This window comes from Actinoplanes sp. NPDC048988, from assembly GCF_043197815.1.
Taxonomy (GTDB): domain Bacteria; phylum Actinomycetota; class Actinomycetes; order Mycobacteriales; family Micromonosporaceae; genus Actinoplanes.
Map to the genome: position 1 here is coordinate 327,275 of NZ_JBICTW010000007.1, position 24,786 is coordinate 352,060.

At 67.7% G+C, this 24,786-nt stretch carries 22 protein-coding genes; 9 read left to right on the forward strand and 13 right to left on the reverse strand.

What is annotated here, in order from left to right:
* The first annotated feature begins 10 nt into the window (after positions 1 to 10).
* A complete protein-coding gene (locus ACGFJ7_RS24360; protein WP_360249846.1) occupies positions 11 to 586 on the forward strand; it encodes a DUF6518 family protein in 576 nt (191 codons plus the stop codon).
* Here the strand turns inward: ACGFJ7_RS24360 and ACGFJ7_RS24365 are convergent.
* From ACGFJ7_RS24365 to ACGFJ7_RS24375, 3 genes are read right to left on the reverse strand one after another with little or no spacing between them, the layout of a single operon-like run.
* On the reverse strand, positions 519 to 1,139 hold the full coding sequence (locus tag ACGFJ7_RS24365; RefSeq protein WP_360249843.1) for a cation transporter: 621 nt from the start codon (positions 1,137 to 1,139) through the stop codon (positions 519 to 521). The two genes, ACGFJ7_RS24360 and ACGFJ7_RS24365, sit on opposite strands and share 68 nt — an antisense overlap.
* On the reverse strand, positions 1,139 to 1,465 hold the full coding sequence (locus ACGFJ7_RS24370; RefSeq protein ID WP_360249840.1) for a metalloregulator ArsR/SmtB family transcription factor: 327 nt from the start codon (positions 1,463 to 1,465) through the stop codon (positions 1,139 to 1,141). Before ACGFJ7_RS24370 ends, ACGFJ7_RS24365 begins: the two co-directional genes overlap by 1 nt.
* A 45-nt stretch (positions 1,466 to 1,510) precedes the next feature.
* Positions 1,511 to 2,224, reverse strand: a complete 714-nt coding sequence (locus tag ACGFJ7_RS24375) for an LLM class flavin-dependent oxidoreductase (protein ID WP_392644025.1) — start codon at positions 2,222 to 2,224, stop codon at positions 1,511 to 1,513.
* Positions 2,225 to 2,295: 71 nt separating this feature from the next.
* Here ACGFJ7_RS24375 and ACGFJ7_RS24380 point away from each other — a divergent pair, with 71 nt between their 5' ends.
* Genes ACGFJ7_RS24380 through ACGFJ7_RS24390 form a run of 3 tightly spaced genes read left to right on the forward strand, consistent with a single transcriptional unit; the run spans position 2,296 to position 3,882 of the window.
* A complete protein-coding gene (locus tag ACGFJ7_RS24380) occupies positions 2,296 to 2,913 on the forward strand; it encodes a helix-turn-helix domain-containing protein (RefSeq protein WP_392643936.1) in 618 nt (205 codons plus the stop codon).
* Positions 2,910 to 3,569 carry a DUF2637 domain-containing protein gene (locus ACGFJ7_RS24385; protein ID WP_392643938.1) on the forward strand — a complete coding sequence of 220 codons (660 nt, stop codon included), beginning with the start codon at positions 2,910 to 2,912 and terminating at the stop codon, positions 3,567 to 3,569. The genes ACGFJ7_RS24380 and ACGFJ7_RS24385 overlap by 4 nt, the downstream gene beginning before the upstream one ends.
* Positions 3,570 to 3,585: 16 nt before the next feature.
* Positions 3,586 to 3,882, forward strand: a complete 297-nt coding sequence (locus tag ACGFJ7_RS24390; RefSeq protein WP_392643940.1) for a hypothetical protein — start codon at positions 3,586 to 3,588, stop codon at positions 3,880 to 3,882.
* 394 nt (positions 3,883 to 4,276) lie between these two features.
* Here the strand turns inward: ACGFJ7_RS24390 and ACGFJ7_RS24395 are convergent, their stop codons facing one another.
* Positions 4,277 to 4,510, reverse strand: coding sequence for a hypothetical protein (locus ACGFJ7_RS24395; protein ID WP_392643942.1), 234 nt, complete (start codon positions 4,508 to 4,510; stop codon positions 4,277 to 4,279).
* A gap of 138 nt (positions 4,511 to 4,648) precedes the next feature.
* On the opposite strand from ACGFJ7_RS24395, the gene ACGFJ7_RS24400 reads away from it, so the two are divergent.
* On the forward strand, positions 4,649 to 4,900 hold the full coding sequence (locus ACGFJ7_RS24400; RefSeq protein WP_392643944.1) for a GntR family transcriptional regulator: 252 nt from the start codon (positions 4,649 to 4,651) through the stop codon (positions 4,898 to 4,900).
* A 420-nt stretch (positions 4,901 to 5,320) separates the two neighbouring features.
* Here ACGFJ7_RS24400 and ACGFJ7_RS24405 read toward each other — a convergent pair whose 3' ends face one another.
* The 6 genes from ACGFJ7_RS24405 to ACGFJ7_RS24430 all read right to left on the reverse strand — a co-directional run bounded on the left by ACGFJ7_RS24405 (position 5,321) and on the right by ACGFJ7_RS24430 (position 13,022).
* The gene (locus tag ACGFJ7_RS24405) at positions 5,321 to 5,896 is read right to left on the reverse strand and encodes an HNH endonuclease signature motif containing protein (RefSeq protein WP_392643946.1); all 576 of its coding nucleotides are present in this window, start codon (positions 5,894 to 5,896) and stop codon (positions 5,321 to 5,323) included.
* 192 nt (positions 5,897 to 6,088) lie between these two features.
* Positions 6,089 to 7,291: a phage portal protein gene (locus ACGFJ7_RS24410; RefSeq protein WP_392643948.1), complete on the reverse strand. Its 1,203-nt coding sequence runs from the start codon at positions 7,289 to 7,291 to the stop codon at positions 6,089 to 6,091.
* Positions 7,292 to 7,354: 63 nt separating this feature from the next.
* Positions 7,355 to 8,539, reverse strand: coding sequence for a phage major capsid protein (locus ACGFJ7_RS24415; RefSeq protein ID WP_392643950.1), 1,185 nt, complete (start codon positions 8,537 to 8,539; stop codon positions 7,355 to 7,357).
* A 1,847-nt stretch (positions 8,540 to 10,386) separates the two neighbouring features.
* Positions 10,387 to 10,887: a MarR family transcriptional regulator gene (locus tag ACGFJ7_RS24420; protein ID WP_392643952.1), complete on the reverse strand. Its 501-nt coding sequence runs from the start codon at positions 10,885 to 10,887 to the stop codon at positions 10,387 to 10,389.
* 256 nt (positions 10,888 to 11,143) lie between these two features.
* On the reverse strand, positions 11,144 to 12,787 hold the full coding sequence (locus ACGFJ7_RS24425; protein ID WP_392643954.1) for a recombinase family protein: 1,644 nt from the start codon (positions 12,785 to 12,787) through the stop codon (positions 11,144 to 11,146).
* Complete coding sequence (locus ACGFJ7_RS24430; protein WP_392643956.1) at positions 12,753 to 13,022, reverse strand: hypothetical protein; 270 nt, start codon at positions 13,020 to 13,022, stop codon at positions 12,753 to 12,755. The genes ACGFJ7_RS24425 and ACGFJ7_RS24430 overlap by 35 nt, the downstream gene beginning before the upstream one ends.
* Before the next feature lie 97 nt (positions 13,023 to 13,119).
* On the opposite strand from ACGFJ7_RS24430, the gene ACGFJ7_RS24435 reads away from it, so the two are divergent.
* The 3 genes from ACGFJ7_RS24435 to ACGFJ7_RS24445 all read left to right on the forward strand — a co-directional run bounded on the left by ACGFJ7_RS24435 (position 13,120) and on the right by ACGFJ7_RS24445 (position 19,467).
* A complete protein-coding gene (locus ACGFJ7_RS24435) occupies positions 13,120 to 16,026 on the forward strand; it encodes an ABC transporter permease (protein ID WP_392643958.1) in 2,907 nt (968 codons plus the stop codon).
* Complete coding sequence (locus tag ACGFJ7_RS24440; protein ID WP_392643960.1) at positions 16,023 to 18,968, forward strand: ABC transporter permease; 2,946 nt, start codon at positions 16,023 to 16,025, stop codon at positions 18,966 to 18,968. Before ACGFJ7_RS24435 ends, ACGFJ7_RS24440 begins: the two co-directional genes overlap by 4 nt.
* Before the next feature lie 91 nt (positions 18,969 to 19,059).
* The gene (locus tag ACGFJ7_RS24445) at positions 19,060 to 19,467 is read left to right on the forward strand and encodes a hypothetical protein (protein WP_360249828.1); all 408 of its coding nucleotides are present in this window, start codon (positions 19,060 to 19,062) and stop codon (positions 19,465 to 19,467) included.
* Between the two features lie 11 nt (positions 19,468 to 19,478).
* Here ACGFJ7_RS24445 and ACGFJ7_RS24450 read toward each other — a convergent pair whose 3' ends face one another.
* Positions 19,479 to 20,321 carry a P1 family peptidase gene (locus ACGFJ7_RS24450; RefSeq protein ID WP_392643963.1) on the reverse strand — a complete coding sequence of 281 codons (843 nt, stop codon included), beginning with the start codon at positions 20,319 to 20,321 and terminating at the stop codon, positions 19,479 to 19,481.
* A 22-nt stretch (positions 20,322 to 20,343) separates the two neighbouring features.
* Positions 20,344 to 21,936, reverse strand: a complete 1,593-nt coding sequence (locus tag ACGFJ7_RS24455; RefSeq protein ID WP_360249822.1) for a methyl-accepting chemotaxis protein — start codon at positions 21,934 to 21,936, stop codon at positions 20,344 to 20,346.
* Between the two features lie 93 nt (positions 21,937 to 22,029).
* Here ACGFJ7_RS24455 and ACGFJ7_RS24460 point away from each other — a divergent pair, with 93 nt between their 5' ends.
* Positions 22,030 to 24,123: an alpha-galactosidase gene (locus tag ACGFJ7_RS24460; RefSeq protein ID WP_392643965.1), complete on the forward strand. Its 2,094-nt coding sequence runs from the start codon at positions 22,030 to 22,032 to the stop codon at positions 24,121 to 24,123.
* 57 nt (positions 24,124 to 24,180) lie between these two features.
* On the opposite strand, the gene ACGFJ7_RS24465 is transcribed toward ACGFJ7_RS24460, so the two are convergent.
* On the reverse strand, positions 24,181 to 24,747 hold the full coding sequence (locus ACGFJ7_RS24465; protein WP_392643967.1) for an NADPH-dependent FMN reductase: 567 nt from the start codon (positions 24,745 to 24,747) through the stop codon (positions 24,181 to 24,183).
* Between the last annotated feature and the right edge of the window lie 39 nt (positions 24,748 to 24,786).

A 24,786-nucleotide genomic window follows, 5' to 3' on the forward strand; every position in this document is an offset into this window, starting at 1 on the left:
GGGCGGAATCATGATCAGGATCTTCGGGGTGGCGCTGCTGTTCGGGGCGCTCGGCGCGCTCGTCAAAGGTGACCACGGCGGGGTGCGGGACACCGTCGGGAACCTCAGCACGCCGTGGCTGCTGGTGGCGTTCATCCCGGGGATGTTCGCGCGGTCGGTGTGGCGGGGCGCGGCGATCGGGCTGGTGGCGACGCTGGTGGCGCTGCTCGGGTTCTACGTGGTGGTGACGCTCACGCTGGACGATCAGATGCCGGACATGCGGGATCATCTGCTGCACGTGCTGCGGCTGAACCGGCGGTGGATCTGGTCGGGGCTGCTGAGCGGGCCGGTCATGGGCGCGTTCGGGGCCTGGGCCGGCCGGCGGGCGCTGCTGCCGGTCACGGCCGTGCTGCTGATCCTGGAACCGATCGTGATCGTCTCGGCGCGGATCGTGCCGGGGTGGCGCTCGGTGATCCACTGGACGCTCGACCCTCGTCCCTACGTCGCCGAGGCCGCGCTCGGGGTGGTCCTGCTCGGGCTCAGCAGCATCCGCAGGCGTCGCCCCGCCACGCCTCGCGACCCTCTCGAACCGCCACGGCCGCGATGACCAGAGCGGCGACCGGATCGGCCCAGTGCCAGCCCAGGGTCGCGTTGAGGATCAGGCCGACCAGCAGGATCGCGGAGAGGTACGTACACAGCAGCGTCTGTTTCGAGTCGGCCACCGCGCTCCGCGAGCCGAGCTCCCGGCCCGCCCGGCGCTGCGCGTACGAGAGGCCGGGCATGACGGCGAGGGACACCGCGGCCAGCACGATGCCGGTGGTCGAGGGGCCGGCCTCATGCCCGGTGATCAGCGCCCGGGCCGATTCCGCGGTGACGTAGGCGGCGAGCGCGAAGAACGAGACCGCGATGATGCGCAGGGCGGTCTTCTCCCGGGCCTCGGGGTCGCGCCCGCCGAACTGCCAGGCGACGGCGGCCGCCGACGACACCTCGATGACCGAGTCGAGCCCGAAACCGATCAGCGCCGTCGAGCCGGCGGCCGTCCCGGCGCCGATCGCCACGGCCGCCTCGACGACGTTGTAGGTGATGGTGGCCGCGACCAGCAGCCGGATCCGCCGGGCCAGCACCTCGCGGCGCCGTCGAGTGGTCAGCGAGATCTCCATCAACAGCACCCGTCGGCGGCGTCGGGGCAGGCGGTGGGGTCGACGGCCAGCACCAGGCCGAGCAGGTCGGTCAGAGCATGCGCGATCCGCGGGTCGGCCAGCTCGTAGCGGACCCGGCGGCCCTCGGGCACGGCCACCACCAGGCCGCAGCCGCGCAGGCAGGCCAGATGGTTGGAGAGGTTCTGCCGGGTGGCGCCGAGCAGGCCGGCCAGGTCGGCCGGATAGCCGGGCGCCTCCCGCAGGGCCAGCAGCAGACGGGCGCGGGTCGGGTCGGACAGGGCGTGGCCGAACCGGGAAAGGGCCTGGCCGTGGGTCACCGTCTCCATGGAGCTGACAGTACAGCGGATGCTGTACTCCGAGAAGCCGGGGTCTCAGGAGAACTGCGGTACGACTTCCTCGGCGAGCCGCAGCAGGTGGCTGTGGTCGTAGGCGACCCGGGGGACGTAGAACAGGACGTAGTCGGCGCCGGCGTCGGCCAGGCGTTCGACGTGGGCGATGGTGTCCTTCGTGGACTGGTTCAGGTCGAGCTCGATCGTCGTCGACTTGCGGATCCGGCCGTAATCGCGGCCGAGGCGGTCGCAGTGCGCGCGCAGGACGCCCAGCTTGTGCTTGACCACGGCCGGGTCGCCGCCGCCGACGTTGCAGCCGTCCGCGTACTGGGCCACGAGCTTGAGCGTGACCTTCTCACCGCCGCCGCCGAGCCAGAACGACGGCTTGCGCCTGGGCTGGTTGATCGGCGCGTCGATCGAGAAATGCTTGCCCTGGTGGACGGGACGGTCCTCGGTCCACATCTTGTTGATGATCTCGACGGCCTCGCGGAACTCGGCCATCCGGGTGGGCACGTCCGCCCACTGGTAGCCGTACGCCTTCCACTCGTGCTCGTACCAGCCGGCGCCGAGCCCGGCGTAGAGGCGGCCCTTGCTGGCCACGTCGACGGTCGAGGCGATCTTGGCGTAGAGCGAGGGCTGCCGGTACCCGTTGCAGCCCACCATCTGGCCGATGTTGACCCGGCTGGTGTCGCGGGCCAGGGTCGAGGTGGCGGTCCAGCACTCAACTGTGCGGGTTTCACAACTCGCCGGTTGGATGCCGCCATGTAAAGCGGCCCCGGCAAGCGTTGCAGCGCCGCCAGGGCCAGTGACGGTGAGGAGACACCGCCGTGAGCAACAGTACCGAACTGACGCCTGCGCAACCCCTGGCGTCCGGCCAGCTAGTGAAGGCTGCCCTACTGGCCTCCCGTGACCTCAAGCGGACCGAGCGGGACGTCATGGTGACCATCGCCGCCCACGGCAACGGCCAGGGTGATTCGTGGCCGTCGGTCGAGACCATCGCGGAGTACGTCGGCAAGTCTGTCCGGACCATCCAACGGGTTCTCGCCCACCTGGTGAAGCTGGGCCGCATCGTGGCCCGACTGCGCAGCGGTGCAACCACCGTCTACCGCCTCACCAAAGCGGCGATTGCTGCCGTAGCCAAGGTGACCACCAACCCCCGACAGAACGGCGGCCAGGGGGTGACAGATCACGGGACTAGGGGTGACAGCCAGAACGGCGATGTGTCACCCGAAGTTGCTTTGGAAGCTGGGAAGCCTAGTAAAGGGGCCGCTACGCGTCCCCGCTGGTGGCCCAAGGGCCGTCAAAGTCAAAACCAGGCACCGACCCATGAGACCTACCGGCCGCAGCGTGCCGCCCTCTGTGTGCGCCACGGGGGCCGCTACGCCAGGGGTGCCGTTGACTGCCGTCCGTGTGCCGTTGACGCCCGTATCGGTGGTGCCGCATGAGGTCGATCAACTGGCTTGCCGTAGCGGCCCGAGGTTCCGCCGCCGTCGTCGCCCTGGTCGCTGGTGCCTCATCCTTCCGGCACATCGCCGATGTGGCCGTTCGGTACGGGGAACATCCGGCCGTTGCCGTGGCTCTGCCGTTCGCCATCGATGGCCTGATGGTGGTTGCTACCGCCGCCATGATCGAAGATCAGAGGGCCGGGCGTTCCGTCCGCTGGTCGGCCCGTGTCGCCTTTGTGTTCGGTGTGGTCGCCTCCCTCGGAGCGAACATTGCCAGTGCTCAACCGTCCGCCATGGCTCGCATCGTCGCTGCCGTTCCGGCCGTGGCACTGCTGCTGGCAATCGAAGTGCTCACCCGTTCTGGTCACGCTGCGCAGACAGCCGGCCTCACGGCCAGTGATGAAACACCCCTGGTCACCGAGGTTCCCCCGGAACAAGTGGCCGCAGTGGAGTCGCCTACCGAGGTGCCGCCTGTCGGTGGACCGGAAGTGTCGGAGCCTGTCCGTACGATCAACAAGCAACGTCGGCCCATCGCCGAAACGCGACGCCTGGCGGAACAACTTGCCAGCGAAGATCCCAGCCTCACCCGTGAGGCGATAGCCCAGAGGCTCGGCATCACGCCGCGCCGACTCCGTGTCGTCTTGAATGCCGCCTAGCCCCTCGGAGGCTCCCGTGTTCCGCTTCGTGAAGGACAACCCCCGCCTCAAGACGGCAATGCGCCTCACGGGCGTTGCCGACGTTCACGCCCTGGCGGCCATCCTGGACCTCGGAGTTTTGGACGCCTTCGACCTCATGACCGATGGGGCCGCGTACGACAAGATCCCGGATGCCGCCGTAGAGCTGGCGGTGTGGCTGCGGTGCCGCATGGCTGATGTCCTCTACGTGACCGATGACGCCCCGGATGCCGCCTCTCGGTGGGAGGCGCTACGAGCGGTAGACCATCTCATCGCCTCTGAACGGGCCGCGTAGCGTCCCAACAACCCAGATGGCCCCCGACCTATCCGGTCAGGGGCCATCGTTCGTCTGTGAGCCTCACAGAGCCTCTAGGGTCCCTCTTCGCCTTCATGGGTACCGCCGCACGTCTTACACAACGGCCGTATGGCGTCCTGGGGCTGCACATTGCCAGGGTCGTACGTGTGCTTCGGACGTGGAATCTGTTGGAGAACAACGTAATCCGGCAACATGTGGACCGGCCGTCCCAATGCCGACGTTGCCATGACGTCGATCGGAGTGCAGTCGATGTCCGGCATCGTGCCCGGAAACTGTTGCTGCACAACGGATTTCTCTAGAGCTAGGCCGTTGCCGCCCTCTACGCAGTGAGGGGCGTGAGCGATCGACCGAGGGGGGTAGTGCCGACGTTCGGTCATGCCGTCGCCTCAACGGTGAAGTGGGCAACCACCTTGCCGAGAGAGCCGGTGTAGTCCATCAGCGTCGCCGTCACGGTGCCGCTGTCGGGATCTGGCGTCACGTTGCGCCATATCTCGCCACCGTCGCCCCGGTGGCTCTCAAGCGCCCTCACTAGCTCCCAGAGAGCATCGGCCGGACCTAGGCGGGTATCGGCCCCATACGTGATGATCTTTGGCCCGTTGCTAGACACAGTCGGCCCCTTCCTGTCAACGCAACATGCAAAGTTGCACCGTCCAAGGATCTCGCAGCCCGTAGGGCCTTGTCTACCTACGTTGGGCAACGTAGGTGCCGATAGGTCTACGTGAGCACCGATCTAGGTTCCGGACCTATGAGCCGAACGATCCGCACCGACGGACCAATACCGGTCTACGTCCAGATTGCGGATTACATCGCTGCCGACATCAAGGCGGGCCGCATCAAACCCGGCTACGCCATTCCGTCGGAAACGTCGATGGTCCAAGAATTCGGCGTAGCCAGGGATACGGCACGTAGGGCGGTGCAGCATCTACGAGACCAGGGCTTGGTGCGAACGATCCCGCACCGGGGGACGTTCGTTGAGCCGGTAGACGCCGCAGAGTAGGTCTGGAACACAAAACCCCTGGTCAGAGAGTGCCGGCTAGAGGGCTAGAACGAACCGTGAGCCACGCAACGACAGAGGGGGCACCCGTAGGTGCCCCCTCAATGTCTACGGCCGCAGAGCGGCCCTCAAACGCTACAGATGGGCGACTGCCTCGGCCTTGCCCTTGGCAGTGAGCCGCCACTTAACTTTTCCGGTAATGGGATTGGTCTTCTTCTGGACCATTCCACGGCTCGCCATGCATTCTAAAACGAACTCGGTTGATGCAGGGTTAAGGTTGCCGGGGCTGTTACAGATAGGGTGCTCACACATAGCGTTCCTCCGGTTGACTGTGTTCGTTGCTGCGATATCTCCACACTAGGGCCGTCGCCACCGGCCATTCGCCGATCAGCCAGTGACGCCGACCACGCGTTTACACGCCGTCTAGGCGGCCATACAGTCGCCGCAGAGATGCTGACTGTGGCCGTTGGGGGTCATGTCGATAGGCGCATAGAAGTCGCGGCCACAGCCGACGCAGTACACAAAGGCAATGAGCCAGCGGTAATGCAACTCCCTATCGTCGGCAGAGAGCGGCTGGCCGCTGTAGTGCTTCATGTTCGCTTCGGTCGCCAGGGATCGCCGATAGTTGAGGCGTGCCGCATCGGCAACGTCACGGTTCCACTCAAGTTGCATGTGCTGTTCCTCTAGGTACTCTCTGATGAACGCCCTCCAACCCGCCGAATCTTTGCGACGGTTGTTCTCTGCTGGCGATACCGCCTCTAGATGCGATTCCCTCACGCATAATTTGTTTCTGCACCTGTGATCCACATGCGCCCCATCGATTCTCATGCCGTAGTGAGCGGCCATGACGCGATGGGTATAAACGGCCTTGCCGTCCACCCAGATTTGGCCATAGCCGCCCTGGGTGGCGTACCCCTGCCATTCGATACAGCCAGCAGGGCCGGGCTGCTTAACGGAGCGAGCAAGAACGCGTTCATACGGCTTAAGTGCGGACTTCATGGATACTTCCTCCTAGAAATGTATGAGAGTGAAGGCAAAATAAAAGAGCGACCAGAGCCGAAGCCCTGGCCGTCTATCGCCCGCACTCATCACTACTCGACAAAATGAACTGCTCAACTCCCCATGAACAGAGGCGAGACTTTTCTGCCACGAAAGGAAACCCCCAGAAAAGTCCCGACGCCGCTCACACGGCTAATCGGAGTGGTCCCTAGCGGGATTGACTCCGTTGTTCTGTTGCTTGGATTCTGGGAGAGGTTCCCTGTCCTCAAGCGCCCTGGCTTCGTTGACGGTAAGGAAGCCAGCACGAATCCCGATTTCGTGCGCCTCGTAACGTTCCTTGAGCTTCACCCTGACGCGAGCATCCGGGTTAAAGCGGAGACTCTGACCGGGCGGCAGCACCGCCGAGAAAGCTTGCTCAATGCGAGTAAGCCACGGTTGTACCGTCTGCTGCACAAACCAATTGTGTTGTTCCTCAACACCGCTACCCCATGAGCTAGCGGTTTCAGGATCAAGCATGTAAACGGGAACGCCGAAGAGAGCAGCGATGCTCGCCCTATTAAACTTCTGGGTCTCAAGGAACTGGGATTGCTCCGGCGTTACGCTGATCGGCTTAAAGGTGGCACCACCACCGAGAATGCCGATGATGTGTGAGTTAGCCAGGCCGGAATGCTTCTTGCGCATCATCCGGCCGATAGTCGCTAGCTCACCATTATTTGCCTTACCGGGATGCTCAATGACACCGGTCAAGCTGGTGCCCTGGCTAAAGAACCTAGCCCCGAATTCCTCAACGGCCATGCCAGCGCCGATGAGCTGCCTAGCCTCATCGATCGGCGAGACACCCCGTAGGCCGTTGTCCGAAGCAACAGCGAAGCCTTTGATGTGAAGTACATCCCGTGACGTCATTGTCACGTCATCAAACTTAAAGACAGGGTGCGTCTTGTCCTCTGAAAGGTCCACACGGATAGCCCGCGGATTCATTGGCAGCATCGCAACGATGCGACTATTTCCTGCCCGCACCACCCGAATGAAGGCGTTTCCGTCAAGCATGAGCGAACTCATGACTTTGAACCAGAATTCAACTGGCGTGTCAAACGGGTTCGGGTTAGAGAGCCATGAGGGCGCATTCACCGGCCGACGCTTGTCACCAACCGTCTGCACCACATCAACCGGCAACGTGGCCACAGCATCGGAGACGATGCGGACACACGTCATGACGGCGTTTAGCTGTAGAGCGTTGTTCTGCGACACGTTAACGCCTGCGTAGGTGTTGCCACCGGCGGCAGACGACGCAAGGTAAGGCTTGTTAGAGGTGCTTACTTGAGCACCTGGGAAGGCGTTGCGTTCCTCGGCCTGGTCGTCACGGAATGACCTTGTTACACGTTCAAAGAATGACATCAGGATGCCTCCTAAAAGCAGAGGGCCAGACCGTGTAAACGGTCTGGCACCTAACGTCAGTGATTAGAGAACGCCCTGAATGCGAACCACAGCCGACGGGTTAGCAACCAGAACATCGGCCCGCATCTCGGCCTGAAGAAGCGTCTGGCGCTTATCGCCGTAGATATAAGGATTAACGGTGAAGAGAGCATCTTCCCGAATGACGGCGTAGATGTGCGCCGGGTCGTAAACGTAAATGGAACTGGCCGCAGTGGCGCTGCCCTGCGTCTCGTTAAGAGACAGGTTGGAGCACAGGTAAACCGGCCGACCAAGAATGGTCTTGGAAACCTTGCCACTACCCGAGCCGGCACTGTCCTGCATAAGCAGCTTGTTACTACCGGTAGAAAGCTCTTTAAGCTTGAGAAGCTTGGCCCACGTGTCAGGCGGCATAACGATGGCGGCGTTGTCGTCATCGGCACCGGCCGAAACGAGCTTCCCGAGAGCATCCGCGATCGGGTCGAGGTTTGTAAGCTGACCGCCGTTGGTGCCCATCGAAACCGACTGAATGCCAGCTACATTGCGCAGTCCCTTGATATTGGGGGCAACGCCCGAGCCTTCAAATGCCGCAACGTCAAAGGCGTTGCCTACAGAACGGAGAAGCTGTGCCGAAAGCGCCTCAAGGCTCGACGGAGTGGAGTCCGCAAGCACCTCGTTGGAAACCGGGGTGCCCTGCGCAAAGGCGCGCGGAATGGCGGTCAGGGACTCCGCAACGGGGTCCGACATCGGAATCTGCGTCGCCTCTGCCACGGCGGCGGCGGTGCCGTCCGACGTGAGGTGAGGGATAACGATGCTGTCGCCGGTGGTCGGGATGACCTGAACGCCACTAGCCAGGAAGGCCGTACGCTTCACCAGATAGTCAAGGGCGTAGTTCGCATTCTCGGCGGGCGTAAAGGCCGCACCGTGGCCGCTGCCGCCACTAATGGCGCGCACCTCGGCGTGCAGCAGCTCGCCGCCCCGAATCTCCCGGTCGCCACCAGGAACGCCAATAGGGTTCGCCTTGATGGCCGAACGAACCTCCGCATCCTGCTCCGCGCGCTCAACGTAGTAAGTCGCCTCCCGGTAGAGGCGGTCAATGTCGGCATCAATCTTGGCGGCGCGCTGCGCCTTGTCGGCATCCGTGAACGAGCCAGTCTCAAGAACAGCCTTGCGCTGCTCAACGAGACGCTTACGGTCCTCAATTGCCTTGTTAGCAAGCTCGATGTAATCCATAAGGGGTGTAGTCCTTCTTTCGTAATGAGTTGCCCTGGCCGGGCGTGGGCCGTTTTGGGCACGAAAAAAGGGGCCACCGATTGGTGACCCCTCAAGAGACTTTGAAGTTGTGTATTCAGTTAGGGAGACGGTTTAACGCTGCCGTGAGCAGACGGATTGACGCACCGTCGAGCGAGATTAGGTGTCCCGATATGGCGCTCGGGACCACACGCTCTCAATGCCGTCCAGTCCCCCTGGTTGCTTTGAGAATGGCCACCCGTTGGAAGAGGCAACGGGAGATTTAGGGTCCCTCTTGTGCCGACCGTGAGGGATTAACGGCCAATCGCCGCGCAGAGCTGGGAGAAAGGTATTACCAGCCGTACGCGTTGGCACTTCCCGTGACTTGTTTAGACACGCTCATGGGCAAGCGTGCCGCCGGTGCTTCAATCCGGCGTTTGAACCGTGGCGCGGTTCGGGTGACCCGTTCGACCAAAACAGGGTTAAGGTCTGACGGTCAATTCTCCCGGCATCGGGCCGGAAGTCTTTAGGCTGCGTCGTCCAGATAGACGGCGCGGAACTGCTTTCGCTGCCTCTCATGGAAGGCGGCACGCTCAACCTTGCTACGGGCGTTCCTGGCGGCACGCTTGCAAGAAAGGGAGCAATAGCGAGGCGGCCTACCGGGGCCGCTGATGGTCAATGGGTTGCTACACACCCAACAGGGGGCAGCACTCATGGTTCCCTCCTAGGGAAGTCGTTGATTGGTGTTGCATTAGGTACATCCTTGATTCTGTCGGCTTGGCTGACAGGATTTCGGGAACTTTTTCAGGGGAGTTGCGTCCCTAGTAAGTACATCCTCTTACAAGCGGCCGATCCGTAACTGACTGTGGCCTACTTCACTAGATACATCCTGGTGCACCGCCGTTAGCTGCACCCATGTTGAGGCGACTTTCCTAGTGGAACGCCTCACAATAGATACATCCTCTTGCAAACCCGTCAGGGTTAGCCGGATTTCGGTAACGGATGTATCACGGTTAAGGGCCGCGTTTCGGCCCCTACATGTATTACATCCTGTTCCGGTGACTCACGTCCGGAAGCGATAAACGGCGTGATCTGCGTCTCACTTCAGGAGGCGCCTACTAATTGCCGTCGGCATAAACAATTCCTTTTGACAGGGAATTGCAATTGCCGAATAAGGGGCCAATTTCGATTCCCACAAAAGCGGGCCACACTGCCGAGACGTGAGCCGGGTGGAACCCATGGGTCTTGAAGTGCCATCCCCCAGAGTCTCAGAGCGACTAGCAACGCTCTGACCAGGGCAAACGTCCATGCCGGCCCATGGGGGCCGCAAGGCCGTGAGCACCCACCAGGGGGCTATTGCCGTCGTTGAATTGATAGGGGCCTAGCGAATGGAATTCCATTCCGTGAGCTAGTGGCCTCTGTTGCAACAATGAGTGAGCCCTTTGTCAGGCTCACTCTGATGCATTAATGGATGCATCAGTAAATACTCTATTAGTGAATGAGTAACCATCGACGGTTACTCATTACATGGTTGCAGTATGGCAATAGGTATGTAGTACCCCTTTGGGCTGGGGTACCCACTGCAACACCAAGGGCCGAACCCTCAACGTCGGCCCCACTACTAGACCCATCTAGCCCTGACGCCACAACGGCTAACGGGCTAGGCATGCATTCATTATCGCGGCACCCTGGCCGCCGCTGCATAGTCATCGGAAACCCTACCGAGTTTCCTCACGACGGATACCCATACAACTAGATAGAGAGAAGATCAGCGTTTGTGCAGGTCAACCTCAACATGAGTAATGCTGTAGCGATTACCTGGTAATGCTGTACTGGTTACCTACTATGCATCACACGTCATGATGGCGGCAGAACGTGGTGCCCTTACCTGCCTTTTGAAAGTGGCCATCAGACAATACTAGGCAACGTGCGCCGGAGATGTCGGCGACTAGGCCGCGACGCTTGGCCTCCTTGATGGCCGTGTGTACGCCCTGCTTCGTGGTGCCAAGGATCATCCCTAGTTGGCCAGGGCTAAACTCGGCGTGTCCTATACGGTTGGCGTATCCCTCGGCCGCGTACTGCACTCGCAACCAGCGAGGAAGTGATCCGTCGTTGATTTCAGCTAGCCGTTTGCGGTGCCGCTGATTGATCGCACCCCATTGGACGTTATGGCCAAAGTCGATACCCTGGAAAGCATTACGACTGCCACGGCTGATGGTCGCACTTTCGATATTGCCGACATGCTCCCATTCGTAGAGGTCACCGTCGGGTGAGCCGTCAGGGACTCCTAGTCCATCGAACGGATTAGTGATTGATGCAGACAGAATTGCCTCCCGAAGATTTTTATGCATGCCTGATACGTGAGCCGGTAACCCCGTGATGGTTACCTGGTACAGCTTAAGCCGCGCCGGACCGGCCATTCTCTCTCGGCGAAAATTTAGGTCATGACGCAACGGCGCTCCGTGACACCGGCCACGCGTTTACACGGGCTCGGATGCCGAAGCACTGGTCAAGAACGTCGGCCAGTGAGGAGCCGGCATGGTCATATGACTAGTCCAAAGCAAGACCCCCCGCCGTCATCGGCGGGGGGTCGCGTAGGGAAGTGCTCTACTCGGCTTGCTTGCTCATGTCCTCGGCTAGGCCGGTACTGATGAAAGCTTCAGGGCTCAATTCCGCCCGTGGCGTGATCATTCCGTCGGCAGAAACCGCGAACGGCAATTGCGAATCAGGCCCTGCCATATGGCGCGTGGCGTAGTCCATTACGCGTTGAAACATGTCGCGTCCCAACTCAACGGGGATGCGTGGCATTCCGGGATAATCGGGATCGCTCGGTTCGGCGTATACGTGAACCTTCATTCCCGACTTGACGAGAAAGTCGCGCCGTTCCTTCGCCGTCTCTAGGGAGTGCCACAATTCGCGGAATGAGATTCCGGTCGGTACGTCCTCCCATCGGTCCGGCCGATTAGGGAGGGCCGACAATTCCTCTTGCTGCGCCGTCAGGCTCAAATACATTCGCCGGAAAGACTCACGGCCGTGAGGCGTGGAATAGAGACCGGCCTCCCGGTCGTCTTCTAGCTCTCGCATCGTTTCTTCGGTGCGGCGTAGCTTTTCCGTGTGATCCTCGCCAGGGATCAACTTCTTTTCCATCACTTCAAGGTCACCGACCAGCGAGAGGAAAGCGTCAGAGGCGTACTCCTCAAGCGCTGCCGCCCTCACTGGCTTGAGGTCACAGCCGCCCTTACTCTTGCGCCGGTTGGGACACCGGTAATACCGGTAATCCTTGTTGCGGCGGGTGTTGTCCTGATGGTGCAACACCAACCCATGCTCACCGCAGAACGCGACCCCTACTAGTTCGCCAGCATCCGAGGTGCGAGTCTTGCGACGGCTCGCCGACTCTAGAACCTCCTGAATCTTCTTCCACTCGTCTAGAGAGATCAGGGGCTCCGCCCGCTGAATCGGTAGGCCGCTCTCTTCGTCGCGTACCACCTGGCCGTTGTGCTCCGCCTGGCCGAGGATCGAACGGCTAGTCAGCATCCGCTGAATCACGGTGTAGTGCCACCGTCGCGGCTTCCGGTCCGCCTTCGGTTCCTTGTCGTCCCGAATGGCCGCGTAGTCCAACGGACTAGGGACGCCACGGGCGTTAAGGTCATCGGCTACCGCATTCATCGGCTCACCGCCTAGAACGCGCCTCACGATCTCTTCAATGACGGCCTTTGCAACAGGGTCCGGCACCAGTCGCCAACCCTGGCCCTTGGCTTGCTTCACGGCCTTATAGCCGTACTTGACGTTGCCGCCGTGCCACTTGCCCTCTTTCCTAGCGTGCGCCCTGGAATCAAGGTTGCGCTTGGCAATCGTCTTTCGCTCAAACTCGGCGAAGATGGCAAGGATCTTCGCCATGAGTGCGCCTACGTCGGTGGAGGTATCCACGCTGTCTTTGTAGGCAACTACGTACTTGCCGTGCGCTTGCGCCCAATCGATGAGTTGGACGAAATGCAACAGGTTCCGTGACAACCGATCAATCTTGATCGCTGCGATCACGTCGTAAGGGACCGGGGGATTGTCAGAGAGCCACGGCCCCAGCTCGGGCCGCTCCGTGGGGTGAACGTCGCCGCTCACCGTGAGGTCTTCCGCCCATCCAACGATGACGTGGCCGTGAGCTTCGGCCCACGCCGTCAGGCCGGAACGCTGCCGTTCCGGGGAGGTGGTTTCGTCTGTCTCAAGGGACAGCCTGATCACGCCTAGAACCCGCATGGCCAGCAGCGTAGCAGTGTTGTGATACCTTCACCGTCCAGCATTCGAAGGTCGTGTTCATGGACGGCTCGGGCCAGGTGTGGAAGTGGTCGTACAACCAGATCGAGTCCCACGGGCCGGCGTCGGCGACCCGGGCCACAGCGGTCATCGCCTCGTACTGCTCCTCCGGGTCGGCGATCTCGACCAGGTCCATCTTCCAGCCCTGCGGCACGAAAACCCCGAAATCAACGCTCATGCCCCGACCTTATCGCCGGTAACGGATCGGCATCGAGGGTTGGCTTACCCTGTCGGCCGGACGAGAGTGTCTGAGGATTCGCACATCGGGGGAGCGGATGTACTACGTGAGCTGGGGTGCCGTGCGCCGGCGCTCCGGGCAGGCGCTGCTCGTGCTGCTCCTGGCCGCGCTCGCGGCCACGGCCGCGTCGGCCGCCGCCTGGTACGGGCTGACCGTGGCGTCGCAAGCGGCCGGCAGCGACGTCCGGAACGCGCCCGCCGTCCAGCACGTGATCCTCGCCCACGGCCGGGGCCCGGCCGGTGAGCTGGACGCGTTCGCGGCCACTGTGGACGGTCTGCTGCGGCTGCCCGAGGGGCGGCCGGTGCTCGGCCTGGCCGCCGACATGACCTACATCTATCCCGGCAAGCCGGGCTCCGCCTCGGGCATGCCGGCCGCGTACCGGGACGGGTTCTGCGCCCACGCGCGGATCACCGGCGCCTGCCCGGCCGCCGCGAACGAGGTGGCGGTCAGCCTCGACGCCGCCCGCAAACTCAAACTCCAGCCGGGATCGTCGTTCGACGCCCGCGCGGTCACCGACGCGACGCCGGTGCGGTTCCGCGTCACCGGCGTCTACCAGGCGAGCGACCCGAACGGCCCGTACTGGTCCGACCAGCTGTTCCGGTCGCAGGGCTCGCTCGACCCGTTCTTCACCCCGCGGGAGACGTTCCGCGGGCCGCAGCTGCGCGACACCGTCCGGGCCTGGGCCGTCGAGGTGCCCGAGCCGTTGCTGCGCGGCGACGGCGGCTACGACCTCAACGGCCTGATCAACGCGGCCCGGCCCCGGTTCGCGGCGGCCCAGCTCGACCTGGACACCGAGGCCGGCCGGCTGGTCGACCAGGTCCGCGGCTCGCGGCTGGCGGTGGCCGAGGGCGTGCTCGTCGCGGCCGGGCAGACGCTGCTGCTGGCCTGGTTCGCGGTCGGGCTCGCGGGGCGTTTCACCGGGCGGGACCGGCGCTCCGACGCCGGCCTGCTCAAGCTGCGCGGCACCACCTACGGCGCCATCCTGCGCCTGGCCGCCGGGCAGCATCTGGTGCCGCTGGCCGGCGGGGCGCTGATCGGCTGGCTGGCCGGGCCGCTGGTGGCGTGGCCGTTCGCCGGCGGCTGGCCGGTGCCGGTCGAGCTCTGGATCGCGGCCCTGCTGTCGCTGGCGGCGGTGCTGGCGGTCACCCTCGTCGGGCTGGCCGTGCTGGTCACGGTCGACGCGATCGCGACCCGGGCGCCGGTGGCGGTGCTGCTGCGCCGGGTGCCGGCGCACCGGCGCGACTGGCGGTCCGGCGTCGTCGACGTCGCGCTGGTCGCGCTGGCGGCGGGGGCGGTCTTCCAGGCCCGCAACGGCGGCGCCGGCTTCGGCGTGGTGGCGCCGGCCATGGTCGCGCTGGCGGTGGGCCTGCTGCTGGCGCGGCTGCTGCGGTGGATCGCCGACCGGGCCGGCGCGGTGGCGTTGCGGGCCGGCCGGATCCGGCTCGGGCTGACCGCGGTGCAGGTGTCGCGCCAGCCGGGCGTGGACCGGGTCTTCGCGCTGGCGGTGGTGGCGATCGCGATGGTCGGCCTCACCGCCGGGGTCTTCTCGGCCGGGCGGGCGTCGCGGGCCGATCGGGCCGGCGCCGAGCTCGGGGCGGCCCGGGTGCTGACCGTCACGGCACAGACCAGGACCCAGCTTCTGTACGCCGTCCGTCAGGCCGACCCCAGCGGGCGGTACGCGATGGCCGCCGTCCTCGACACCGCCAGCGCGCCGCCGGTCCTGGCCGTCGACTCCGCGCGCTTCGCCGCCGTGTCCGCCTGGGACAACGTCGACATCTCGGCGCAGTCGCCGCCGGGCCCGGTGGTGACCGGTGGCCGGATGACGGTCCGCGTCGACAGTGAGCGGCGGACGACCACGCTGCTCGGGGCCGTGTTGCAGCAGGAGGCCACGGGGGAGGGCGTCCAGGTCGAGTTCCGCGGCATCCACCGGGGCGCGCAGAGCGTGACCGCCGCCGTGCCACGCTGCGCCACCGCGCCCGGCTGCCGCCTGGTCAGCTTCCAGCTCTACACGCCGGCCGGCTCCGACAACGGCGCGCTGACCGTGCGCGGCGTCTCCACCCCGGCCGGCGAGGTGCTCACCGGCGCCCAGCTGGCCGACGTCACCCGCTGGCGGGCCGGCTTCACCGGCGCCGCCGTGCGGGCCACGTCGGCCGGCGACGGCCTGCGGCTCTCCGTCGACACCGTCGACGACGCCGGGACGGCCGTGTACGCCGTGGACACCCCGCTGCCGCTGCCGATCGTCCTGGCCGGCCCGCGCCCCGACTCCTGGCAGTTCGACGACGCCTCCCTCGACCGCTTCGGCGACCCGGCCACCCCGGTCCGGGTCGTCGCCACCCCCGAGGTGCTGCCCGTCCTCGGCCGGGCCGGGATCCTCACCGACCTCGACGCCGTCCGCCGCCTGGCCGGGGCCGGCGACCAGGGCGGCACCATGCAGGTCTGGCTGACCGAGGACGCGCCGGCGGCGGTGGTCGACGCGATCGGCCTGCCCGTGCTGGCCGACCGCACCACCGCCGGCCGGGCCGAGCAGCTGGCCGGGCAGGGCCGGGTCGTCACCGCGCCGTTCGCCCTGGTCACCGTCGCGATCGCGCTGCTGGTGGCGGGCGCGCTCGTCGCGGTCGCGGCCACCGTCGACCGCGAGGCCCAGCTCGAACAGCTGCGGGCGCTGCGCACCCAGGGCCTGTCGCGGCCCACGGCGCTGGCCATCGGCTACGCCGGTCAGGCCGCGCTGGTCGTGGCCGCCCTGGCCGGTGGTGTGGTGGCGGCGCTGGTGGCCCGCCCGGTGGCGGATGTGACGGCGCCGCCCTTCGCCGACGGCTGGCGGGTGATACCGCCGCCGGGCGCGCTCGGGCCCGTACCCCTGGCCCTGGCCTGTCTGGCCGGGCTGGTCGTGCTCGGGGTGACCGCGGGGCTGTCCGCGCGCCGCCTGCGGGGAGGCCTGAAATGATCTCCCTGGTCCTCGCGATGGTCTGGAACCGCCGCGGCCAGGCCCTGGTCGTCGCCCTGCTGGCGCTGTTCGGCGTGGCGGCCGCGGTCGCCGCCCCGGCCTACCTGCGCGCCGCCGACCGGGCCGTCGCGGCCGGCCAGGTCGCGACGGCGCTGCCCACCGAGCGGGCGATCGAGGTCTCCACCCAGATGGTCGACCATCGCGAGGACGCGCCCGGGTCCACGCCCTCCGACGTCGACCTGACCCGCACCGGCGCCGCCCTGACCGGCCTGAGCGGCTTCACGTACGTCTACTCGGCCGAGTACCCGACCGTCGGCATCGAGCCCGACACCCGCGACCGCACCCGCTTCGTCTTCCGGCAGAACGTCTGCGGGCACCTGACGATGACGGCCGGCCGCTGCGCGATCGCCTCGGGCGACGTCGTCCTCGGCGCCGAGACCGGCCGCCGGATGGGGCTCGAGCCGGGCGACTCGGTCACGCTGAGTTTCGCCGTCCGCCCGGATCCCCGCGAGCCGGACTACGTCCCGGCCGGGAAACCGAAGCAGTTCCTGGTCGCCGGCCTCTACCGCGCCACCGACCCGGGCGATGCCTTCTGGGGCACCCAGAACTACTTCGGCCCCGACTCCGGCGACCGCCCCGGCGAGCCCGCCTTCGTCACCAGCGCCTCGCTGCGGACCATGGATCACGGCGCCGTGCGGACGACCCTCGACGGGTACGCCGGGCCCGGCGCCCTCGACGTCGACCGACTGCCCGCGCTGCAGGCCGGCCTCGACCAGCTGCGGACCGACGTGGGCGGCCTGGGTGCCGGCGTCGACCTGCGCTCCGGCCTGCCCGACCTGCTCACCCGCGTCGACGAGGGCCGCCGGGCCGCCCACCGCATCGTCCCGGTGCTGGCCGTGGCCCTGGTCCTGCTGGCCTGCCTCACCATCTTCCTGGCCGTCGGCTACGGCACCGAGGGCCGCCGCCCCGAGCTGGCCGTGGTCGCGCTGCGCGGCGCCCGGTGGGGTCAGCGCTGGTGGCTGGCGACCGGCGAGAACATCGTCGCCATCGTGGCCGGCGCGATCCTCGGCTGCCTGGCCGGCCAGCTCCTGGTCACCCTGTTCGCCGCGTGGCGGTTCCCGGGCGTCGGCGCCGACCCCGGCCTCGACTCGCTGCGCTGGGCGCCCGTGGCCGCCGGCGCGGCCGTGCTGACCGCCCTGCTCGCCGAGCGCCGCCAGATCGCCACCCCGGTGGCCGAGCTGCTGCGCCGGGCCCCGGCCGTGCGGGGCAGCGCCCGCGCCGTGGCCGTCGAGGCGGTGGTGGTCCTGCTGGCGGCGGTGGCCACGGTCCAGCTCTCGGCCGACCTGATCGGCGTCGGCACCTTCGCCGTGGCCCTCATCGTGATCGCCGCCGCCCTGGTCATCGCCCGTCTGCTGCTGCCGTGGGCGACCGTCCTGGCCCGCCGCGCGCTGCGCGACGGCCGCCTCGGCGCCGCCCTGGCCGGCTTCCAGCTCTCCCGGCGGCCGGGCGCGGCCCGTTTGTTCGCGCTGCTGACGGCGGCCGTCGCCGTGGTCGGCTACGCCGGCGCCGCGGTCGACGTGGCCGCTCGCGGCCGCGCCCTGGAGTCCGAGGTGGGCACCGGCGCCACCCGGGTGCTCACGCTGGCCGCGACCGGCCGCCAGAACCTGCTGCACGCGGTCCGCGCCGTCGACCCGGACGGCGCGTACGCGATGGCCGCGGTCCGCCTCACCACCGACCCGGGCCGCCCCGCCCTGCTCGCCGTCGACACGACCCGCCTGGGCCGGGTCGCGCTCGGTCCCGCCCTGGACGCGGACGCCCTGCGCCCGTCCGCCCCGCGACCGGTCGAGCTGAAGGGCTCGGCCGTGGGGTTCGACATCACGGCCGCCGGCTTCGCCCCGAACAAGACCGTCGACCTTACGGCCGTGCTGTCCCCACGCGAAGGCGGCCCCGACGAGGTCGTCCCGTACGGCGTGATCAACAACGGCCGGCAGACCTATTCTCAGTCCGTGCCGGCCTGCGCCGACGGCTGCACCCTGAACTCGCTGCGCCTGACCGGCGGCCAGGGCACCCTGGACGTCGCCGGGAAGCTGACGGTCCACTCCCTGTCGTCGGCCGGCTGGCGCGCCTCCGAGGGTGGCTCCGCGGCCACGTCGGCCGACGGCCTGAAGATCGACGTGACGTCCCTGAACGACCTCCCCAACGGCCTGGTCGTCCAGCCCGCCGACGCGCCCTGGCCGCTGCCGGTGGCCACGGCCGGGGTGACCGCGGTGCGGAGCGTGGGCGGCCTGGACGCCCGGGAGATCCCGGTGACGGTCGCCGTCACGGCCGACGCCATCCCCGGCGCCGGCGCCCCCGCCGTCCTGATCGACCTCGACTACGCCGACCGCCTGGCCGCCGACGGCGCCCCGACCAGCGGCGCCCAGGTCTGGCTGAACGCCCGCGCACCGGCCGACGTGGTGGCCCGCCTCCAGGCCCAGGGTCTGTCGGTGATCGATGACGTGCGCGCGGCCCAGATCCGGGCCCGGCTCGACAATCAGGGCCCGGCCATCGCCCTGTGGTTCTACGTGATCGTCGCGGTCCTGGCCACGGCCCTGGCCGCCGGCGCCCTGATCCTCTCGGCGTCGGTCGACCGGGCCCGCCGCGTGGAGGACCTGTCGGCCCTGCGCGCCCAGGGCCTGAACCGGCGCGCCCTGCGCCAGGCCACGTTGTGGACCTACCCCGCCCTGGTGGCGATAGCGGTCCTGGCCGGCATGGCCGTGGCCGCCCTGGGCTGGTGGCTGACGGGCTGGGCTCTTCCACTGGCCGGCCTGACCCGCCCCGAGGTTCCCCTGCCCACGTGGCCGAACCCCCTGGTCTTCACGGCCACGGGGCTGGTCGCGGCGGCGATCCTGGCCGCGGTCGCCCTGGCCGCCGGCCGCCGGACCCTGCGCGAGATCCGCTGACACGCGCTCTGCGTGGACAAAGCGATCACGCATCGATACGATCCCTCGCTATATCCAATGTGGACAACGGGGGAACGGCATGCGAACGAACGTGAGAAGACTGATCAACGGAGTGCTCGGGACGGCGGCCGCGACCGGGGTGGCGCTCGCGCTGGGCGCCGCGCCGGCGCACGCGGAGACGAACCTGACCCTGGTCACCAAGGCGGGGAACGGGTACGGGGCCAGCGGCGGGGGCGTCTTCTTCAACGCCACCGGCGAGATCTTCACCGTCTACGACCAGAGGTCGGACGGCGCCGGGGTGAACGTCAGCTACCACTACCAGCGCCCGGACGACGTCTGGGTCTACCCGGCCGACCTCTACAACGGCGACGGCGCGGGAACGTCGAAGTCCTTCAACAAGAGCATCGTGGACGGCTCCAAGGTCTACATCACGCTCTGCCTCATCGACGGCGGCGACATCAAGGAAGCCACCTGCGTGTCGGGCACCGCCATCGCCTGACCTCGGCGGCCTCAGCGCTGGGACGGGCCGGGAGCGATCGCGCGGCGGATGGCGCCGGCCGTGACCTCGGTGACGGTGGCCCGCAGCAGGTCCAGGTCGGCCTCCCTCTCGCCGGTGGCCAGGGAGACCACGGCGTCGCCGTCGTAGCGGGAGTGGGCCGGGTTCAGGGCGCGGGCGTAGCCCGTGTGGCCGCTCTGGGCGAGCAGGAAGCAGTCCGTCTTGCTCAGGCGGGCGTCGGTGGCGACCACGGCCAGGGTCGTGTTGGTCATGCCGAAGCGGGGGACCGGGGCCAGGCCGGGGTCGCCGGCGGCGTTCAGGACCTCGCCGCCGGGGCCGATCACATCGCCCCAGGCGTTGGCCACGGCCACCACGACCACCGACGCCTCGCCGGCGGTGCCGTGGGCTATGCCCAGGCCGCCGGGGGAGAAGCCGCCTCGCCACTTGCCGACGGTCGCGCCCGTGCCCGCGCCGACGCGGCCCTGGGTCAACTCGGTCGTCGCCGCCTCGAGGGCGGCGCGGCCGTCAGCGGCGGTGGGCGGGGTGCCGGCCACCGAGGCGTCGAACAGCGACATGCCCACGACGATCGGGACGGCGCCGGCCGGGGTGGGGAAGCCCCGGCCCTGTTCCCACAGGGCGCGGGCCACGCCGTCGCCGGCGGCCAGGCCCAGGGCCGAGCCGCCGGACAGGACCACCGCGTCGACCCGGTCGACCAGGCGCGTGGGGTCGAGCAGGGCGAACTCGCGGGTGGCGGGCGCGCCACCGCGTACCTCGCCGGAGGCGATCGTGCCCCCCGGCGGGACGATCACCGTGACCCCGGTCCCGTCGCCTGTCCAATGGCCGATCTTCAGCTGCATGTGTCCTTGATACCTCAGGGACTCAGTATCTGAAGGTCGAGACCAGGCTCGTCAGCTCCGACGACATGCGGGCCAGTTCGTTCGTCGCCTGCTGCGACTGCTGGACGCCCTCGGTGGTCAGGCGGGCGGCCTCGGCGACGCCGGTGATGTTCTGGGCGATCTCGTTCGTGCCGGTGGCCGCCTCGCCGACGCTGCGGTTCATCTCGGCCGTGGTGGCGGTCTGTTCCTCCACGGCCGAGGCGATGGTGGTCTGGAAGTCGCTGATCCGCGCGATCACGCGGGTGATCTCCTCGATGGCGCTCACCGCGCCGGAGGCGTCGGTCTGGATGGCCTCCACCCGGCGGGAGATGTCCTCGGTGGCCCGGGCCGTCTCCTGGGCCAGATCCTTCACCTCGGAGGCGACCACCGCGAAGCCCTTGCCCGCGTCGCCGGCCCGGGCCGCCTCGATGGTCGCGTTCAGGGCCAGCAGGTTGGTCTGCTCGGCGATCGAGGTGATCACCTTGATCACGTCGCCGATCTCCGAGGACGACTCGCCGAGCTGGTTCATCCGGCCCGACGTGGTCTCGGCCAGCCCCACCGCCTCGCCGGCGACCTGGGCCGCCTCGCTGGCATTCTGGGAGATCTCCCGGATGGCGGCGCCCATCTGCTCGCTGCCGGCCGACACCGAGTCGACGCTGCGCGAGATCTCCTCGGCCGCGCTGGACACCACCTGCGCCTGCACCGAGGTCTGCTCGGCCGACGCGGCGATCTGCTGGGCAGCGCCGTTCATCTCCTCGCTCGCCCCGGCCAGCTGGATCGCCGAGGTGTCGATGGTGGCCACCGTGCCGCGGAGCTTCAGCAGCGCCTCGTCGAGGGCGCGGCCCATCCGTCCCGGCTCGTCGGCCGACAGCAGGCCCGTCGTCCGGGTCAGGTCGCCGGCGGCCAGGCTCTCGCAGACCGCGCGGACCCGGTTGAGCGAGCGCACGATGCCGCGAGCGATGACGACGCCGAGGCCGAGCGCGGCCGCGCCGCCGGCGACGACCAGCAGGATGGTCTCCCGGCGGTTCTGCCGGTACCCCTCGCGGGCGTGGGCCGCGGACGCCGCCGCCTCGGCCTGCTCGGCGGTGCCCAGCTCGTCGATGCTGCGGGTGAGGTCGGCCAGCAGCGGGGTGATCTCGGTGTCGCGGACGGTCTGCCAGGAGGCGTAGTCCTTGCGCGCGCCGGCGACCAGCTGCTTGGTGGTGGCCAGCTCGACGTAGGCGGCCCAGAAGGCCTCGAGCGCCGCGATCTCCTCGGCGGTGGCGGCGGGGCTGCCGTCCTTGTACGCGGCGAGCGCGCTCTCGAAGACCTCGACGTCGTCGGCGAACTTGGCCGTGTACTTGGCGGTGGTGGCGTCGTCCCGGGAGACCAGCTGGTTGGCCAGGTCGACCCGGGCCACGCCGAGCGCGGCCTCCAGGGCGCCGACCTCGGCCACGTTCTCGACGTTCACCGCGTGGATGTCGGAGGCGGCGCCGGCCGCCTCCTCGAGCGCCACGAGCGCGAGCAGGCCCACCACGGCGGCCACCACGACCCCGATCGCCGACACGATCACGATCTTGACTCGGACGCTGAGGTTGACGAAGAACCCACTACTCACCTGGCAACCGTACGTTTGCGAAATATTCGATGCGTGGCTTTTGCGGGAGAGCAAGGGTTGACACGCCCCCGGCGTCGCACCAATCTGTTCAGCGTGCGGGATGTCGTCGCGCTCACCGAGGCCGGGGTCACGCTGGTCGTCGACGCCTCGGGACCGGGCCTCCCGGTGATCGCCTACTGGGGTCCCGAGCTGCCCGCGCTCGACGACGGCCGGCTGGCCGCCCTGCTGCGCGCGTCGCAGCCGGTCGCCGGCACCAACAACATCGATCCGGTGCCGCGCGTCGCCGTCCTGCCCGAGCACCGCACCGGCTGGACCGGCCGCCCCGGCCTGAGCGGTTCGGCGTCGGGCCGTGGGTGGTCACCCTCGTTCCGGTCGTACGCCGTGCCGGGCGGCCCGCTCGTCTACGAGGCCGTGGACGAGGAGGCGGGCCTCACGCTGCGCCTCGAGATCCAGCTGCTGCCGTCGGGGCTGGCCCGGCAGCGCGCCACCGTCCGTAACGATCACGACGTCCCGTACGTCCTGAACGACCTGGTCCTGTCCTACCCGGTGCCGGCCGAGGCGACCGAGCTGCTCGACTTCGCCGGCCGGCACAACCGGGAACGCGTCCCGCAGCGTTCCCCGCTGCGCACCGGCATCCACCTGCGCGAGAACCGCAAGGGCCGCACCGGCGCCGACAGCGCCTACCTGCTGCACGCGGGCACGCCCGGCTTCGGCTTCGAGTCGGGCCGGGTCTGGGCGGTGCACACCGCCTGGAGCGGTAACCACACCCACTACGCGGAGCGGGTCTTCACCGGCGAGCAGCGCCTGGGCGGCGGCGAGCTCCTGCTGCCGGGCGAGGTGCGGCTGGCGCGCGGCCAGGCGTACACCAGTCCCTGGGTGTACGGCGGTTTCGGCGTGGGGCTGGACGAGGTGGCGCGCCGGTTCCACCGGCACCTGCGGGCCCGCAGCCGGCCGGTCGGCCCGCGGCGGCCGGTGACGATGAACGTGTGGGAGGCGGTCTACTTCGACCACGACCTGGACCGGCTCACCGAGCTGGCGTCGCTGGCGGCGTCGGTCGGCGTCGAACGCTACGTGCTCGACGACGGCTGGTTCGGCTCCCGCCGGGACGACACCGCGGGCCTCGGCGACTGGGTCGTCTCGGCCGACGTGTGGCCCGACGGCCTGCACCCGCTGATCGAGCGGGTGCGAGGACTCGGGATGCAGTTCGGCCTCTGGTTCGAGCCGGAGATGATCAACGAGGACTCCGATCTGGCCCGCGCCCACCCCGAATGGATCATGGCGGCGCGCTCGGGCCGGCCGGTCGAGTCACGGACCCAGCAGGTCCTCAACCTGGGCCTTCCCGAGGCGTACGCGCACATCAAGGCGAGGATCCTGGCGATCCTCGGCGAATACCCGATCGACTACATCAAGTGGGACCACAACCGGGACCTGATCGACGCCGGCACCCGGCCCGGCGGCGAACCCGGGGTCCACGCCCAGACCGAGGCCTTCTACCGGCTGCTCGACGAGATCCGCGCGGCCCACCCGGCGCTGGAGATCGAATCGTGCTCGTCGGGGGGCGCCCGGATCGATCTGGGGGTCCTCGAGCGTACCGACCGGGTCTGGGTCTCCGACAACATCGACCCGCACGACCGCCAGCACATGCTCCGCTGGACCACCCAGCTCGTGCCGCCCGAGTTCCTGGGCTCGCACGTCGCCTCGGGCCGCTCCCACACCACCGGCCGGCGGCACGACCTGTCCTTCCGGGCCGGGACGGCGATCTTCGGCCACCTCGGCATCGAATGGGACCTCACGACCGCGTCGCCGGCCGAGCTGTCCGAGCTGACGGACTGGATCGCGCGCTACAAGGACTGGCGCGACCTGCTGCTCGGCGGCGACCTCGTCCGGATGGACGGCTACGGCGACGACGTGCTCGTGCACGGGGTGGTGGCCCCCGACCGTTCCCGGGCGCTCATCGCGATGGTGACGATGGCCAGCCCGTACCCGGACCCGCCGGCGCCGTTGCGGTTCCGCGGCCTGGACCCGCGACGCCTCTACCGGCTGCGGCCCCTCCAGCCCGTCGACCACCCGCCGCGCTGGTGGGCCGAGGACCTCGTGCTGACCGGCGCGATCCTGGAACACGCCGGCGTGGCCGGCCCGCGCGTACACCCCGACACCGTCGTCCTCTACCAAGCCGACGCCGTGTGACCTCCTGGCCAGGCAGGTCTCGCTGTGCTGGCCGAAGTGGGTTTCGGAAGGTGCGGGTTACTTGCGCAGGGGCTTGAGGGCGGCGGCGACGCGGCCCAGCTCGTCGAGGACGGCCGTGGCGGCGGTGCGCATGGTCTCGTTCGGCTGGATGTGGCCGTCGACCAGGAAGTTGTTCACGAACGGGATGTTCACCGACTCGGGGACCACGAACAGCTTCAGCGGGTACGCCGGGACCTGGAGGCCGAGCGCGGAGCGGGTGCCGGCCGAGACGCCGCCGTAGCTGACCACGCTGGCCGCCTTGTAGGCCCACTCCTGGTGCAGGTAGTCGATGGCGTTCTTCAACGGCGCCGAGATGCCGTAGTTGTACTCCGGCATGACGAAGACGAACGCGTCGGCCGCGTCGACCTTCTCGCTCCACCGCTTGGTGTGGTCGTGCTGGTAGTTGCGGGCCCGCGGGTGGTGCGGCTCGTCGAGCAGGGGCAGGCTCTCCTCGGCCAGGTCGGCCACGTTCACCTGGAACCCGCCGTGCGCCTTGGCCTCGTCGACGAACCAGTCGGCCACCTTCGGCCCGATCCGCCCCGGCCGCGTGCTCGCCACGATCACCAACAGATTCAGATCACTCACAGCGGTCCCGTTTCCCTCAGACACAGACTATTTGCGTAC

Excerpts from the sequence above, each read along its gene's own strand:
- ACGFJ7_RS24410 (WP_392643948.1), bottom strand. The coding sequence starts at position 7,291 with ATGTCATTCTTTGAACGTGTAACAAGGTCATTCCGTGACGACCAGGCC.
- ACGFJ7_RS24360 (WP_360249846.1), top strand. The coding sequence starts at position 11 with ATGATCAGGATCTTCGGGGTGGCGCTGCTGTTCGGGGCGCTCGGCGCG.
- ACGFJ7_RS24450 (WP_392643963.1), bottom strand. The coding sequence starts at position 20,321 with ATGCAGCTGAAGATCGGCCATTGGACAGGCGACGGGACCGGGGTCACG.
- ACGFJ7_RS24420 (WP_392643952.1), bottom strand. The coding sequence starts at position 10,887 with ATGCATAAAAATCTTCGGGAGGCAATTCTGTCTGCATCAATCACTAAT.
- ACGFJ7_RS24440 (WP_392643960.1), top strand. The coding sequence starts at position 16,023 with ATGATCTCCCTGGTCCTCGCGATGGTCTGGAACCGCCGCGGCCAGGCC.
- ACGFJ7_RS24400 (WP_392643944.1), top strand. The coding sequence starts at position 4,649 with ATGAGCCGAACGATCCGCACCGACGGACCAATACCGGTCTACGTCCAG.
- ACGFJ7_RS24430 (WP_392643956.1), bottom strand. The coding sequence starts at position 13,022 with ATGAGCGTTGATTTCGGGGTTTTCGTGCCGCAGGGCTGGAAGATGGAC.
- ACGFJ7_RS24425 (WP_392643954.1), bottom strand. The coding sequence starts at position 12,787 with ATGCGGGTTCTAGGCGTGATCAGGCTGTCCCTTGAGACAGACGAAACC.
- ACGFJ7_RS24415 (WP_392643950.1), bottom strand. The coding sequence starts at position 8,539 with ATGGATTACATCGAGCTTGCTAACAAGGCAATTGAGGACCGTAAGCGT.
- ACGFJ7_RS24435 (WP_392643958.1), top strand. The coding sequence starts at position 13,120 with ATGTACTACGTGAGCTGGGGTGCCGTGCGCCGGCGCTCCGGGCAGGCG.
- ACGFJ7_RS24370 (WP_360249840.1), bottom strand. The coding sequence starts at position 1,465 with ATGGAGACGGTGACCCACGGCCAGGCCCTTTCCCGGTTCGGCCACGCC.
- ACGFJ7_RS24365 (WP_360249843.1), bottom strand. The coding sequence starts at position 1,139 with ATGGAGATCTCGCTGACCACTCGACGGCGCCGCGAGGTGCTGGCCCGG.
- ACGFJ7_RS24385 (WP_392643938.1), top strand. The coding sequence starts at position 2,910 with ATGAGGTCGATCAACTGGCTTGCCGTAGCGGCCCGAGGTTCCGCCGCC.
- ACGFJ7_RS24405 (WP_392643946.1), bottom strand. The coding sequence starts at position 5,896 with ATGAAGTCCGCACTTAAGCCGTATGAACGCGTTCTTGCTCGCTCCGTT.